The organism is Planococcus daihaiensis, assembly GCF_049262615.1.
GTDB lineage: Bacteria > Bacillota > Bacilli > Bacillales_A > Planococcaceae > Planococcus.
Genome location: NZ_CP175504.1, coordinates 2,970,291 through 2,984,480 on the forward strand (window position 1 = coordinate 2,970,291; position 14,190 = coordinate 2,984,480).

At 46.4% G+C, this 14,190-nt stretch carries 17 protein-coding genes and 1 other annotated feature; of the genes, 16 read left to right on the plus strand and 1 reads right to left on the minus strand.

All coding sequences use genetic code 11. The annotated features are described in order from the left end of the window. Positions 1–148 precede the first annotated feature (148 nt). The 5 genes from thrS to DHX103_RS14795 all read left to right on the plus strand — a co-directional run bounded on the left by thrS (position 149) and on the right by DHX103_RS14795 (position 3,848). Positions 149–2,077 carry a threonine--tRNA ligase gene (gene thrS / locus DHX103_RS14775; protein ID WP_422122987.1) on the plus strand — a complete coding sequence of 643 codons (1,929 nt, stop codon included), beginning with the start codon at positions 149–151 and terminating at the stop codon, positions 2,075–2,077. A gap of 265 nt (positions 2,078–2,342) precedes the next feature. Continuing rightward, positions 2,343–2,864, plus strand: a complete 522-nt coding sequence (gene infC, locus DHX103_RS14780; protein ID WP_422124793.1) for a translation initiation factor IF-3 — start codon at positions 2,343–2,345, stop codon at positions 2,862–2,864. A 28-nt stretch (positions 2,865–2,892) separates the two neighbouring features. Then, positions 2,893–3,093, plus strand: a complete 201-nt coding sequence (gene rpmI / locus DHX103_RS14785) for a 50S ribosomal protein L35 (RefSeq protein WP_144838867.1) — start codon at positions 2,893–2,895, stop codon at positions 3,091–3,093. 56 nt (positions 3,094–3,149) lie between these two features. Next, the gene (rplT, locus tag DHX103_RS14790) at positions 3,150–3,509 is read left to right on the plus strand and encodes a 50S ribosomal protein L20 (RefSeq protein WP_144838869.1); all 360 of its coding nucleotides are present in this window, start codon (positions 3,150–3,152) and stop codon (positions 3,507–3,509) included. Positions 3,510–3,569: 60 nt separating this feature from the next. Then, positions 3,570–3,848 carry a DUF1294 domain-containing protein gene (locus DHX103_RS14795; protein WP_422122988.1) on the plus strand — a complete coding sequence of 93 codons (279 nt, stop codon included), beginning with the start codon at positions 3,570–3,572 and terminating at the stop codon, positions 3,846–3,848. A 7-nt stretch (positions 3,849–3,855) separates the two neighbouring features. Here the strand turns inward: DHX103_RS14795 and DHX103_RS14800 are convergent, their stop codons facing one another. Next, complete coding sequence (locus tag DHX103_RS14800) at positions 3,856–4,236, minus strand: sigma-w pathway protein ysdB (RefSeq protein ID WP_422122989.1); 381 nt, start codon at positions 4,234–4,236, stop codon at positions 3,856–3,858. Between the two features lie 92 nt (positions 4,237–4,328). On the opposite strand from DHX103_RS14800, the gene DHX103_RS14805 reads away from it, so the two are divergent. The 11 genes from DHX103_RS14805 (at position 4,329) to DHX103_RS14855 (ending at position 14,154) form a co-directional block, all read left to right on the plus strand. Beyond that, positions 4,329–4,820, plus strand: coding sequence for a dUTP diphosphatase (locus DHX103_RS14805; protein WP_422122990.1), 492 nt, complete (start codon positions 4,329–4,331; stop codon positions 4,818–4,820). 79 nt (positions 4,821–4,899) lie between these two features. Next, positions 4,900–5,988, plus strand: coding sequence for a M42 family metallopeptidase (locus tag DHX103_RS14810; RefSeq protein WP_422122991.1), 1,089 nt, complete (start codon positions 4,900–4,902; stop codon positions 5,986–5,988). A gap of 263 nt (positions 5,989–6,251) precedes the next feature. Continuing rightward, complete coding sequence (locus DHX103_RS14815) at positions 6,252–6,467, plus strand: helix-turn-helix transcriptional regulator (RefSeq protein ID WP_422122992.1); 216 nt, start codon at positions 6,252–6,254, stop codon at positions 6,465–6,467. Beyond that, the gene (locus DHX103_RS14820) at positions 6,457–6,957 is read left to right on the plus strand and encodes a hypothetical protein (RefSeq protein ID WP_422122993.1); all 501 of its coding nucleotides are present in this window, start codon (positions 6,457–6,459) and stop codon (positions 6,955–6,957) included. Before DHX103_RS14815 ends, DHX103_RS14820 begins: the two co-directional genes overlap by 11 nt. Next, positions 6,954–7,403 carry a small multi-drug export protein gene (locus tag DHX103_RS14825; RefSeq protein ID WP_422122994.1) on the plus strand — a complete coding sequence of 150 codons (450 nt, stop codon included), beginning with the start codon at positions 6,954–6,956 and terminating at the stop codon, positions 7,401–7,403. The genes DHX103_RS14820 and DHX103_RS14825 overlap by 4 nt, the downstream gene beginning before the upstream one ends. 55 nt (positions 7,404–7,458) lie before the next feature. Next, positions 7,459–8,226, plus strand: coding sequence for a TrmH family RNA methyltransferase (locus tag DHX103_RS14830; RefSeq protein WP_422122995.1), 768 nt, complete (start codon positions 7,459–7,461; stop codon positions 8,224–8,226). Positions 8,227–8,273: 47 nt separating this feature from the next. Further along, positions 8,274–8,502, plus strand: a binding site (T-box leader). Between the two features lie 40 nt (positions 8,503–8,542). Then, a complete protein-coding gene (gene pheS, locus DHX103_RS14835; protein ID WP_422122996.1) occupies positions 8,543–9,580 on the plus strand; it encodes a phenylalanine--tRNA ligase subunit alpha in 1,038 nt (345 codons plus the stop codon). 12 nt (positions 9,581–9,592) lie between these two features. Next, entirely contained in the window at positions 9,593–11,992 is a 2,400-nt protein-coding gene (gene pheT / locus DHX103_RS14840) for a phenylalanine--tRNA ligase subunit beta (RefSeq protein ID WP_422122997.1), read from the plus strand. A gap of 262 nt (positions 11,993–12,254) precedes the next feature. Continuing rightward, entirely contained in the window at positions 12,255–12,698 is a 444-nt protein-coding gene (locus DHX103_RS14845; protein ID WP_422122998.1) for a type IV pilus modification PilV family protein, read from the plus strand. Then, the gene (locus DHX103_RS14850; protein ID WP_422122999.1) at positions 12,695–13,096 is read left to right on the plus strand and encodes a type II secretion system protein; all 402 of its coding nucleotides are present in this window, start codon (positions 12,695–12,697) and stop codon (positions 13,094–13,096) included. Before DHX103_RS14845 ends, DHX103_RS14850 begins: the two co-directional genes overlap by 4 nt. A gap of 11 nt (positions 13,097–13,107) precedes the next feature. Further along, positions 13,108–14,154, plus strand: coding sequence for a hypothetical protein (locus tag DHX103_RS14855; protein WP_422123000.1), 1,047 nt, complete (start codon positions 13,108–13,110; stop codon positions 14,152–14,154). The last annotated feature ends 36 nt before the right edge of the window (positions 14,155–14,190 follow it).

Below are 14,190 nucleotides of genomic sequence, written 5' to 3' on the forward strand. Positions count from 1 at the left end.
GCAACCGGCCCGTTAGCCGATGCAGAGCTTCGTTCCAATCAGTTTTCTGATCGGAACAGAAGAAGGGTGGAACCACGAACTGAGCTTCGTCCCTTTGGGATGGGGCTTTTTGTGTGGAAAAAAGTATGAGGAAAAAGGAGAGATTGCTATGTCAGACATGATCAATTTAAAATTCCCGGACGGGGCAGTTAAGGAATTCGAACGGGGAACTACTACTGAAGACGTAGCTCAAACCATCAGCCCGGGCTTGCGCAAAAAAGCGCTTGCCGGCAAACTTGGCGACCGCCTGGTTGATTTGAAAGCACCGCTCAATGAAGATGGAGAAATCGGCATCATCACTGCGGAGTCGGACGAAGCGTTGGAAATACTGCGCCACAGCTCTGCGCATTTAATGGCGCAGGCAGTCAAACGACTGTATCCTGATGCCAAACTCGGTGTCGGTCCGGTAATTGAAAACGGATTTTATTACGATATCGACACTGCTTCAGCAATCACTGCGGAAGACCTGCCGAAAATCGAGAAGGAAATGAAAAGGATCATCGGAGAGAACCTTGAAATCGTACGCCAGGATGTGACACGCGCAGAAGCGCAGGAACGTTTCGCTGCGATTGAAGATCCGTATAAATTGGAATTGCTCGAAGCGATTGCGGAAGACGACCAGGTTTCCATCTATGAACAAGGTGACTTTTTCGATCTCTGCCGCGGTATCCACGTGCCGGCGACTGGCAAGCTGAAGGAATTCAAATTGCTGAGCGTTGCTGGTGCTTACTGGAGAGGCAATAGCGACAATAAAATGCTGCAGCGCATTTACGGCACTGCTTTCTTCAAAAAAGAAGATTTGAAAGCGCATCTTGAAATGCTGGAAGAAGCGAAAGAGCGCGATCACCGCAAAATCGGTAAAGAATTGAACCTGTTTATGAATTCCCAGAAAGTCGGCCAGGGGTTGCCGATGTGGCTGCCGAAAGGCGCGACAATCCGCCGCATCATCGAGCGCTATATCGTTGATAAAGAAGAACGTCTGGGCTATGACCACGTTTATACACCGGTACTCGGCAGCGTTGAATTATATAAAACAAGCGGCCACTGGGACCATTACCAGGAAGATATGTTCCCGGTCATGAAAATGGATAACGAAGACCTCGTGCTTCGTCCGATGAACTGCCCGCATCATATGATGATTTTCAAACAGGGCATCCATTCTTATCGCCAGATGCCGGTTCGTATCGCTGAACTTGGCACAATGCACCGCTACGAAATGTCAGGAGCCCTATCCGGACTGCAGCGTGTTCGGGGTATGACATTGAACGATGCGCATCTATTTGTGCGTCCGGATCAGATCAAGGAAGAATTTATTCGCGTTGTGAATCTGGTTATTGATGTATACAAAGATTTCAACATCAACGATTATTCATTCCGTGTGTCTTACCGTGATCCTGCGGATAAAGAGAAATACTTCGATGACGACGCAATGTGGGAGCGCGCACAATCCATGCTGAAAGAAGCGATGGATGATATGGGCTTGGATTATGTGGAAGCTGAAGGAGAAGCGGCATTCTATGGTCCGAAACTTGATGTGCAGGTGAAAACAGCGCTCGGCAAAGAAGAGACTCTTTCTACTGTGCAGCTTGATTTCCTTCTGCCGGAACGTTTTGACCTTTCGTATATCGGAGAAGACGGCAAGCAGCACCGCCCGGTTGTTATCCACCGCGGAGTCGTTTCGACGATGGAACGGTTCGTGGCCTTCCTGATCGAAGAATACAAAGGGGCATTCCCAACTTGGCTGGCACCGGTTCAAGTGGAAGTTATTCCGGTTTCACTCGATGTGCACAGCGATTACGCGAAAGATGTGCAAGAAAAATTGCAGGCGCATAAATTGCGTATCGATATTGATGAGCGGGATGAAAAGCTCGGCTACAAGATCCGTGAAGCGCAAATGCAAAAAGTTCCTTATATGCTGGTTCTTGGAGACAAGGAAATGGAAGACGGTTCCGTGAACGTCCGCAAATACGGCGAACAGAAATCGGTAAGCATGCCGTTTGAAGACTTCCTGTCGATGATTCAGGGAGAACTTCGATAAGTTTGTTGACACGGGTTCTGCTGCGTGATACTATGAATAAGGTTATAGAATACTTATATGTGCAAGCAGGAGCACCCGCTTCTCACCTGATCGACCATTTGTTGGCAGGTAGACACGATTTGACTTTGTCACGCTGCGGCGTGTTGTCATAAATTGCGGGTGGGCCGAACGAGGCCCATCCGCTTTTTCTTTGGATCGGAACCTGTAAACCGACATGGTCGGTTACGCATTTTAAGCTATTCGCAACACTATCCGGAGGTGGATTATTATTAGCAAAGACAGTAATGTAAACGAAGGCATTCGTGCACGGGAATTACGGGTTATTGATCAAAACGGTGAACAACTCGGCATTAAAACGCGTACCGAAGCGCTAGAAATTGCAGGCCGTGTCAACTTGGATCTGGTACTTGTGGCTCCTACAGCTAAGCCGCCGGTTGCCCGCATTATGGACCACGGTAAATTCAAGTTTGAACAGCAGAAGAAGGAACGTGAGATTCGCAAGAATCAGAAAGTCATCGTAGTGAAAGAGGTTCGTTTGAGCCCTGGAATCGACGATCATGACTTTAACACGAAGCTTCGGAACGCAATCAAGTTCCTTGAAAAAGGCGACAAAGTTAAAGCTTCAATCCGTTTTAAAGGCCGTGCGATTACGCACAAAGAAATCGGACAGCGCGTTCTTGAACGTTTCGCAGAAGCGTGCAAAGATGTTGCTACGGTTGAACAGCGCCCTAAAATGGACGGACGCAGCATGTTCTTGATGCTGGCTCCAATTCACGAAAAAGAATAACAGTACAATTGTTTAGGAGGAACTCGAAATGCCGAAAATGAAAAGCCATAGCGGTGCGTCAAAACGTTTCAAGAAAACTGGAACAGGTAAAGTAAGACGCAATCGTTCACACACAAGCCATTTATTTGCAAACAAATCGACTAAGCAAAAGCGTAAACTCCGTAAAGGGAAGCTTGTATCTGCTGGCGACTTGAAACGCATTAAATCTTTGATCTACAACATGAAGTAAGACTAAGACTGAACAAAAAATCGAATTTTTTATATTCAAGCAGGAGGTAATGTGATATGCCACGCGTAAAAGGTGGAACAGTGACGCGCCAGCGTCGTAAAAAGGTCATTAAATTAGCAAAAGGTTATTATGGTGCAAAGCACATCCTTTTCAAAGTAGCAAACCAACAGGTGATGAAGTCAGGTAACTATGCTTACCGTGACCGTCGCAACAAAAAACGTGATTTCCGCAGATTGTGGATCACTCGTATCAACGCAGCAGCGCGTTTGAACGACATCTCTTACAGCCGTCTTATGAACGGTCTTAAAGTTGCCGGTATCGACATCAACCGCAAAATGCTTGCTGAAATCGCTGTATCTGATGCAGTAGCTTTCACAGCACTTGCTGACCAGGCTAAAAAAGCTTTAAACAAATAAAATCAATACACAAAAAAGACTGGCGATCATTCGCCAGTCTTTTTTAATGGAGGGAATCAAATGTTCGTAATCATTGCAGCTTACCTTGCAATCCTATCAATCATGGCTTTCGCGATGATGAAAATCGACAAACGGCAGGCGCAGCGAAGTGGCCAGCGCATTCCCGAAAAGAATCTTTGGCGTGTCGCATTGTTCGGCGGCGGCATGGGTGCCTATCTCGGCATGATGGCTTTCCGCCACAAAACGAAACACACGAATTTCCGGATCGGTTTCCTGGTGCTGGCGATGCTGCAGGCAGCATTGCTTGTGTGGGTTTACAGTGAATTCGGTCTGCAATAATCGGGGCTCAGCCCTTCATTAATTGTTCAATCGGGTTTTTCCAGTTGATGTCGGCATTCGGGTAATTCATGAGGATTTCCTTTTCGAGAAAATGAAAATCCTCTTTTGTGAAGCCCTGAAGGCTGTCGGGATCTTCTGCCCAGACGAATATTGAAACCACTTCAAATGCGTCATCCGTGGTGCCCAGGTATTTTTCTCCTTCAAAAATTACGCCGCGAAGCGTAATGAAAAAATTCTTGCGGACGTTTTGAACATCGTCGTAGAAATAATAGGATTTATTCTCAACCGCCGCATCAAACTTTCTTTTCGGGTCGAATACATAGCGCAATAACCTGTAAAACAGGTAGATGATTAATGCAATCACAAGAAATCGGATAATGATGGCCATGCAAAATACCCCCTTTGAAAAGTGTTCGTCATGTATAATACGGACGTAAAGATGGATGGTTTCAAGATTTATTGAAATAAAGGAGGATTTATATGAATTTAGAGAAATTGTTCACAATGCAGGAAGAATTGGACCGCTATATTCAAAAGAATAATAATGTGGAGGGTGATTTATTCGACAAGAAAGGGCTGGCGCTGATTGTTGAACTTGCCGAACTGGCGAATGAAACCCGCGCATTCAAGTTTTGGAGTTCGAAAGGGCCGTCTGACCGGGAAGTGATTCTCGAGGAATATGTGGATTCGATCCATTTCCTCTTGTCGCTGGGAATCGACCAGGATTTGAATATGCTGAAGGAATGGCCGGAGCCTGTACCCTTGGCTGACAAGGATTTAACCGCATTGTTCCTGAAGACCAATAAGAGCATCCTGGAATTTATGGAGCAGCATTCCATGTCCACCTACCAGACAGTCTGGAGCTGCTACGGCGCGATTGCAGAGATATTGGGCTTCACATACGACGATGTGATGGACGCGTATCTTGCGAAAAACCAGAAAAACTACGACCGCCAAAAGGATGGCTATTAATCTTTTTGATGAATATTTTGAATATATGCGCATGTTCATTTATAATGAAGAAGTGAGATTATTTAGGAGGTCGAAATAATTGGTAAAATTAGATGAAACATTACAAATGCTGAAAGACTTAACGGATGCTAACGGCATACCGGGCAACGAGCGCCAATCGCGCGAAGTCATGAAGAAATACATAACGCCGTTTGCAGATTCTGTTGAAACAGACGGACTGGGAAGCCTGATCGCGAAAAAAGAAGGGAAAGCCGACGGACCGAAAATCATGGTTGCCGGACACCTGGATGAAGTTGGCTTTATGATTTCCCAGATCGACGATAAGGGATTCCTGAAATTCCAGACCGTTGGCGGCTGGTGGAACCAGGTAATGCTGGCACAGCGCGTGACGATCACTACTCGCAGCGGCAAGGAAGTTATTGGCGTAATCGGTTCGAAACCGCCGCACATCCTATCGCCGGAAGCGCGCAAAAAGCCTGTTGAGATCAAAGACATGTTTATTGATATCGGCGCATCGTCACGTGACGAAGTGAAGGAATGGGGCATTACACCGGGAGACATGGTGACACCTTATTTCGAATTCAATGTGATGAACAATGAAAAATTCCTGATGGCAAAAGCTTGGGATAACCGCATCGGCTGCGCAATCGCAGTTGATGTGTTGAAAGGCCTCAAAGGCCAGGAACACCCGAACGTTGTTTACGGCGTCGGAACTGTCCAGGAAGAAGTCGGACTGCGAGGTGCGAAAACAGCTGCAGCGAAAATCCAGCCGGACATCGGCTTTGCCGTGGACGTGGGCATTGCCGGCGATACACCGGGCATCACCGCTCAGGAATCGAACAGCAAAATGGGCGACGGACCACAGATCCTTCTGTTCGATGCATCGATGGTATCTCACCGCGGCTTGCGTGAATTCGTTGTGGACACAGCGGAAGCAGCGGGCATCCCTTACCAGTTCGAAACGGTTGCAGGCGGCGGCACGGATGCCGGCGCGATTCACCTGACGGCTAACGGCGTTCCGGCATTGGCGATTGGCGTAGCGACTCGCTACATTCACTCACATGCAGGAATCCTGCACCGCGACGATTACGAAAATGCTGTAAAACTGATTGTCGAAGTCATCAAAAAATTAGACAAAGACACGGTAGCGAAAATTACATTCGAATAAATAGTGAGCCCCGACCGAAATTGGTCGGGGTTTTTTGATTTTATTCGCGAAAAACATCCTTTCAACCCAAAAAGAGAGAAATCCACGTCCTAAACAATTGAAAAACGCTAAACCCTAAGGCATGCGCAAACCCGGCGTATGCCTTTTTGAATGCTTGGACCGCTTCCAGCGGTCCGAAAAAGCAAATAATACTTTACAAAATGTTAAGTATAATGTACATTATGTTATAGATACCGAACATCTTGACAGGAAGGATGAATTGGATGCTGAAGAATCGGGTGAAGGAAATGCGTGCTCGGCATAGCTTGACGCAAAGCGATTTGGGCAAGCAAGTGGATGTGACGCGGCAGACGATTGCCTTTATTGAAAAAGGAGAATTTTCACCGTCCATCACGCTCTCCCTGAAATTGGCGAAGGCGCTGCAGGTGGATGTCAACGAATTATTCTGGCTGGAAGGGGAGAAAGAGCATGAAAAATGATATCAGATTAACTTATCCGTTGTGGATGATGGCATTCATCGCTGTGTTGGGCGTATTTGCACTGGGCATCAATTCACCGACAACAGAATTCATCCATAACGAGACAAAAACGAGTATCTCATACGAAGTGGCAGGTTTCGAAGCACTGCTGGTTTTCGGTTCACTCCTCCTGTATCTGATCCTGTTGATCGTATTCAGTGTGAAGGTCAAACAATACAATAAGAACAATCCCCAGCAGAAAATCTCCATGATATCCATACGGCCGCCGGAATATCTGGAGGCTGATGAAGGAATGACCCATATTACAAGACGGGCTGTGCAAAAAGTTTATACTTTCTATTCCTGGGCTTTGCCGGCACTTGCCATAATTGTCATCATCTTTCCGCTGCCGCGACTGGCGATCATCTACGCTATCCTTGGATTAGCGTTCGCTCAATACTGGATTTATTACGCGGAAATTCGCAAACATTTTAAGGGGGCAGAAGAATGATTTTTGAATATTTTTTAGTTTTTCTGGGAGCGGCAATTCCCTGGTTCGAAATCGGCCTGGTCATCCCGCTCGGCATCGTTTGGGGGCTGTCGCCGTTTTGGGTCATGCTTCTGGCGTTTGTCGGCAATATGGTAACCGTTCTGGCGCTCGTCATCGGCTTTGACCGTTTCAAGGTTTGGTACAATAAACGCCAGGAAGCAAAAGGCAAAACGGTAAACAAAAAAAGCGAGCGCGCCAAACGGATCTGGAATAAATACGGATTGCCGGGGTTAGCGATGGTTGGTCCAATCTTAATTGGCACGCATATTGCGGCATTCATCGGCATGACGCTCGGCGCCACGAAAAAAAATACGACCGTCTGGCTGACGATCAGCATTGCGGTCTGGACACTCGCTTTTGGCATCCTGACGGCGCTTGGATTTGATTTCTTCACGCGTGAACTCTGAAGAACAGCTGCGTGTGCTATACTGGAGCTATTCTGACTTAAAGGCGTGAGCAATTATGAAACGAATTGAATCTATTCAAAACTCATTGGTGAAACATTGGAAAAAACTTGGCACGACGCGCAAGGAACGCGATAAATTTTCGGAGTTTCTGGTGGAAGGCTTTCATTTGACGGAAGAATCCCTGAAAAAGAAAGAGCTCGTCAAAGGACTGATCGTCCGCGAAGGCGTGGATATTCCGGAGGGTTGGGATATTGAAGGGGTGCCTCATTATTCGGTGACCGCCGCAGTGGCCAAGGAAATTTCAGAGACGGAGCATTCGCAGGGAATTTTTGCGCATTGCGCGCAGCCGGAATTCACCGAACAGGATCAGCAGGACTGGACGCGTCTCCTATTGATCGACGCCGTGCAGGATCCGGGCAACATCGGCACGATGATCCGGACAGCTTCAGCTGCCGGAATCGATGCCGTTATTCTCGGAAAAGGCTGCGCCGATCCGTTCAATCCGAAAACGGTGCGGTCGGCTCAAGGCTCGCATTTTCAGATTCCTGTAGTTAAGGGAGAACTTGCGGAATGGGTTCAGCGAATGCACACAGCAGAAATTCCGGTGTTCGGCACGGCGCTGCAGAACGCAGTCCCGGTTCATGAAGCCCAAACGCAGGACAAATTCGCGCTGATCGTCGGCAACGAAGGAAGCGGTGTTTCCCCGGAATTATTGCAGCTGACGAAACAGAACCTGATGGTGCCTCTTTACGGCAGCGCGGAATCCTTAAATGTTGCAGTGGCGACTGGGATTTTATTGTACAGCCTCGTTTCCAAGAACTAAAGTTGATAAAACCGAGGAACTTTCGTATAATTAACAGGTAAATAAAAACAAAAGCATCGACCGGGAAAAGTACGGAACCCATTTGCATCAACAGGAAATTTGCGCCCAGACTGAAAGCGCGGATATGCAGACGTTTCGGAAGTTCACCCCGCGAGCTGCCGCCGGGACCAGCTGATATGGCTGTAAAGGTGGGCCGGTGAAGAGCCGTTACGTAAATGAGTGATTGCTTATGTGCAATAACTAGGGTGGTACCGCGATCAATGCCTCGTCCCTTTTCTGGGACGGGGCTTTTCTATGTTTAAGAGGAGGAGAAAAGATGGAAGCACAATTGAATGAATTGAAAACACAGGCGCTGGAACAAATCGCCGCCGCAACAAACGTCAAAGAATTGAACACGGTGCGCGTGGCGTACCTGGGCAAAAAAGGACCGATTACGGATTTGCTCAAAGGCATGGGCAAATTGCCGGCAGAAGAACGTCCGAAAATGGGCGCACTGGTCAACGTCGTCAGAGAAGAAGTGACAGCGCAACTTGAAGAACGCATGGCGATTCTCGAAGAGCAGGCGATTAATGAAAAACTGCAGAGTGAAACAATCGACATCACACTTCCGGGGCGTCCGGCGAAAACGGGCAACGCGCATCCGTTAACGCGTGTCGTGGAAGAAATCGAGGATTTATTCATTTCCATGGGCTATGAAGTTGAAGAAGGTCCGGAAGTGGAAAAGGATTATTATAATTTCGAAGCACTGAATTTGCCGAAAGGCCATCCGGCGCGCGACATGCAGGATTCGTTCTATATCTCAGAAGACATCCTGCTGCGCACGCATACTTCACCAGTACAGGCGCGGACGATGGAAGCGAAAGGCGGAGAGCCGATCAAAATCATCTGCCCGGGCAAAGTGTATCGTCGCGATAATGATGACGCGACGCATTCGCACCAGTTCACGCAAATCGAAGGATTGGTCATCGGTGAAGATATCCGCATGAGCGACCTGAAAGGGACGCTGTCGGTATTCGCCAAGAAAATGTTCGGCGACGACCGCGAAATCCGTCTGCGCCCAAGTTTCTTCCCGTTCACGGAGCCATCCGTCGAGATGGATATTTCCTGCTTCAAATGTGGCGGCGAAGGCTGCAATGTCTGCAAAAAAACAGGGTGGATTGAAATTCTTGGAGCGGGCATGGTGCATCCGAATGTGCTTGAAATGGCCGGCTATGATTCAAAACGCCTGACCGGATTCGCATTCGGCATGGGACCGGAACGTATTGCGATGTTGAAATACGGAATCGAAGACATCCGTCATTTCTACACGAATGACGTCCGCTTTTTATCCCAATTCGAACGCACGGAAGTTTAAGGAGGAAATCAAATGTTAGTATCGATAAAATGGTTGAAAGAATATGTAAATACACAGGATTTGCCGCCGGCTGAGCTTGGCGAACGGATTACGCGTTCTGGCATCGAAGTGGACGCCGTCATCGACCGTTCAGAAGGACTTTCGAATATCGTCGTGGGCTATGTGGAATCATGCGAAAAACATCCGGAAGCGGATAAATTGTCCATCTGCCAGGTCAATGTCGGCGAAACGGTCGACCAGATCATCTGTGGTGCACCAAATATCGCGGCTGGCCAACACGTCATCGTCGCCCGACCGGGAGCAACACTTCCCGGCGGCATGAAAATCAAAAAAGCGAAACTGCGCGGCGAAGAATCGAACGGCATGATCTGTTCATTGCAGGAACTTGGCATTGAAGGCAAGCTGGTTCCAAAAGCTTATGCGGAAGGGATTTATGTCCTGCCTGAAAATGCGGAAGTCGGATCCGACGTCATCACCAATTTCGATCTGGATGATACCGTTCTGGAACTTGGCCTGACGCCAAACCGTGCAGACGCCATGAGCATGCTCGGCGTGGCTTATGAAGTCGGCGCGATTTTGGAAGAAGAAGTCAAACTGCCGGAAATCACTTATACAGAAGTGGAAGACAAAGCATCATCCATGCTGACCTTGCATATTGATTCGCCGGAAGCCAATCCGTTGTATGTCGCTAAAGTTGTGCGCAATATCGAAGTGAAGGAATCTCCGATGTGGCTGCAGCAACGATTGATGGCATCCGGCGTCCGCCCGCATAATAACGTGGTCGATATCACGAATTATGTCCTGATGGAATACGGCCAGCCGCTCCATGCTTTCGATTATGATCTATTGGAAACCGGCAACATCACCGTTCGCCACGCCAAACGGGATGAAAAAATTACGACACTTGATGGCACAGAACGGAAGCTGTCATTGAACAACCTCGTGATCACAAATGGCGAAAAACCAGTAGCGCTTGCAGGCGTCATGGGTGGCGCGAACTCGGAAGTAAGCAAAGACACGACAACGATCGTCATCGAATCCGCTTATTTCGCATCGGGCTCAATCCGCCAGACATCGAAAGAGCATAACCTGCGCAGCGATGCCAGTTCACGCTATGAAAAAGGCGTTGACCCGAACCGCGTCATTCCTGCTGCAGAACGTGCTGCACAATTGCTGTCGGAAATTGCAGGCGGCGAAGTGCTTGCCGGATCGGTCATCTTTGATCAGTTGAAGCGTGAAGAAAAGATTGTCAACGTGTCTCCGGATTTCATTAACAGCCGTCTTGGCATGAAGATCCGTTTGGACGATATGCTCGATATCTTGAACCGCCTGCAATTCAAAACAGAGGCGATGAACAATCAATTGATGATTTCGGTGCCGACACGGCGCCAGGACATCCAGATCGCAGAGGATGTTGTAGAAGAAATTGCGCGTCTTTACGGCTATGACGAAATTCCATCGACACTGCCGGAAACGGCAACAACTCCAGGCGGCTTATCGCCGTATCAATTGAAACGCCGCATCGTCCGCAATTACCTGGAAGGCGCTGGTTTGCTGCAGGCGACGACTTATTCGCTGACATCCCAGAAATCAGCCACTCAATTTGCAATGAAACACACCGAATTGACGCGTTTATTGATGCCGATGAGCGAAGAACGCAGCACGCTGCGCCAGAGCATTCTGCCGCATTTATTGGAATCCGTTTCCTATAATACGGCAAGGCGCACGGATTCCGTCGCGTTATACGAAACCGGTTCAGTGTTCCTGAAAGGGCACGATGAATTGCTCAATGAAGAAGAACATGTCGCAGTGGCGATGACCGGCTTGTGGCTCGACAACAGCTGGCAGGGGGAAAAGAAAGCGGTCGACTTCTTTGTCCTGAAAGGCATCGTTGAAGGCCTCTCTGATAAAATGGGTGTGAAGCTCGAATTTGAACGCGGTGAAATGGATGGCTTGCATCCGGGCAGAACCGCCTATATCACGTTGGACGGACACCGCATCGGCATCATCGGCCAATTGCATCCGACCGAACAGAAAGCGCGCGATCTGAAAACAACCATCGTGATGGAGCTCAGCCTGGCTGAACTGTTCAAAGAAGAAACAGGTCCATTGAAATACACGCAAGTGCCGCGTTACCCGTCAATCACGCGCGATGTTGCGCTTGTACTGTCCAAAATCGTCGAAGCAGGTACAATCGAGAAACTGATCCGTTCTGCCGGCGGCAAATTATTGAAAGACGTCCGGGTATTCGACCTTTACGAAGGGGACAACCTGGAACCCGGCAAGAAATCAGTGGCATTCTCGCTGACATATTTCGATCCGGAGAAAACACTGACCGACGAAGAAGTGACGGCAGTGCATGACCGAGTTGTGGCAAGATTGCAGGAATCGGGTGCGGAATTGAGAAGTTAATATAGACAGATAAAATGAAACGGAGTCCAATTGGGCTCCGTTTCGTTTTTATTTTGATTGATTTTCATAATAAAAAAAGTGGGTAATTTAGGTATTTGAATCATCCTTATACCCATGCATTCATGCGAAAATAAATGAAATTACTGTGAACCATTATAAACTAACTAGTATTTAAAATATCGTATGGTAAAATTAATCTATTATAAGGGATTCTCTGTAAAATTAAGTAAAATAATTTGCTTTTCGTAAACTGGAAGAACGGGTGATTCAATTGAAAAAACATTTGAATAACAATAAAGGCCTTACATTAGTCGAAATTTTAGCAGCACTCGTTCTCTTAAGCATTGTGCTGGTCGCTTTCATGTCATTCTTTACCCAATCGGCGAAATTCACTGCGCATAATCATGAGACGCTGACGGCGGTGCAGGTGGCGGAGGATGTGGTGGGGCAATTAAGAGAAGGTGAAGATTCAAATCTCCCAGTGGGGGAAATTTGTTCTGCCGTAGATATTGAAAATAGAGCCTTTGTTTTTTCCAGCTGCGAGAGTATAGGTGACTATAATGACGATTACAACATACTTTTATTTGAGATGGATGGACCTGCAGAGGGATTAAAAAAAGTCAAAGTAATTGTTAAATCACTCGATGGCAGAGGGATAAATGACCCTGAATTCGAAACTGAAATGTATTATGAGGTAGAAATATGAAAAATGAAAAAGGAATAACTCTTGTTGAACTTATAGCAGCCCTAGGCATTGTCGGAATTATAACTGTCGTAATCGCTTCGGTATTAATGACTGGTACTTCTTCAGCTGATCGAACTACTTCTAAGCAGCAATTGCAGCAGGAAGCTAATTACATAGTAGAAGCTATCAGAGCAAAATACCTCGAGGAAAATATGGATATGTTAATAATCACTGCTACGGATAATTCAATTTCCATCAAAAGAGATGATGGAGTTGAAGAAATAATATCAGATCGCTATGGATATGAAATTAATTCAAGTAATGAGATTGATCCTACTGAAAACGAAAAATTCCACTTGATTATAAAAGATGATGGTGGAACGTTTGAAATAGAAACTACATTCAGTAAACTGCGCTAGGAGGAAGTGGAATGAAGAACACGAAAAACGAAAGTGGCTATGCCCTTTTGATGGTCATCATGCTTGTGCTCCTATTCACTACTCTGGGCATGGGCTTGCTGGCAATGAATATTAATGCTTCGAAGCAGTTTAATAATAAGGAAGAGCAGGTGCAGGCGAGACATCAGGCGGAGATGGGCTTACTGCATTATCAGGCTGAAGTAAAAAAGAAAGTCGAAGAGTATAAATTCACACGATCAACTGGAGAAAAAAAAGACGCTGCACTCGCAAGGAGCCGAACGGAACTATGTCAACAGATAAAAGAAGTTGAACTGCCGAAAATAATGGGAGATAATGGAGAATACACGATAAGCGATCGAGTTATTGATGGCTGTTCCGAAAATGCTACTGGAGAAATTAAAATTTCATTGCAAAGCACAGGAGAATCGACTAATGGAGTTGAAAAAATTGTTGATGGAAGTATCGAAATGAGACCCCCTGTGATGGAAGTTGACAACGAAGTTCCCTTAGAACCAGAGATACCTGAAAACAATGATTCAGACGACGATGAAGATGCAGGATATACCAAAATGGATGGACCATTTGTAATTAGAGACGAAAATCTAGAATTTAACACTTTGGTAATTAATACATCACCTACAGACACTCATTCTGACAAAAAAGATAGGGGGCAAACCCTTCAGTTTGGATCTGGTAAAGGAGAATATTTAACCATTAATAAAGATTTATATGTGGGAGGAACTATTCATTCACAGAACCATTCATGTATTTACGTAAGAGGAAACATGACTGTAACAGGAAACCTTTATTTTAATACTCAATCATCAATCATCGTTTTAGGAAACGCTTATTTTGGAGGAGTGATAGATTTACATACTAATGCAGATTTATATGTAGCAGGAAATACCTATATAGGTACTAACAAAGATTTAACAAATATTTATAGAAACAATATAAACTTTCAAGATAAATGCGGTAATCTTCCAGATTGGCCAAATACTGAGCCCAATGAGTATCGTTGGGAAACAAATGATGAACTAAATCCATATTATCATTAAAAAAGCTTGAGGCTAATTTAAGTCTCAAGCTTTTTT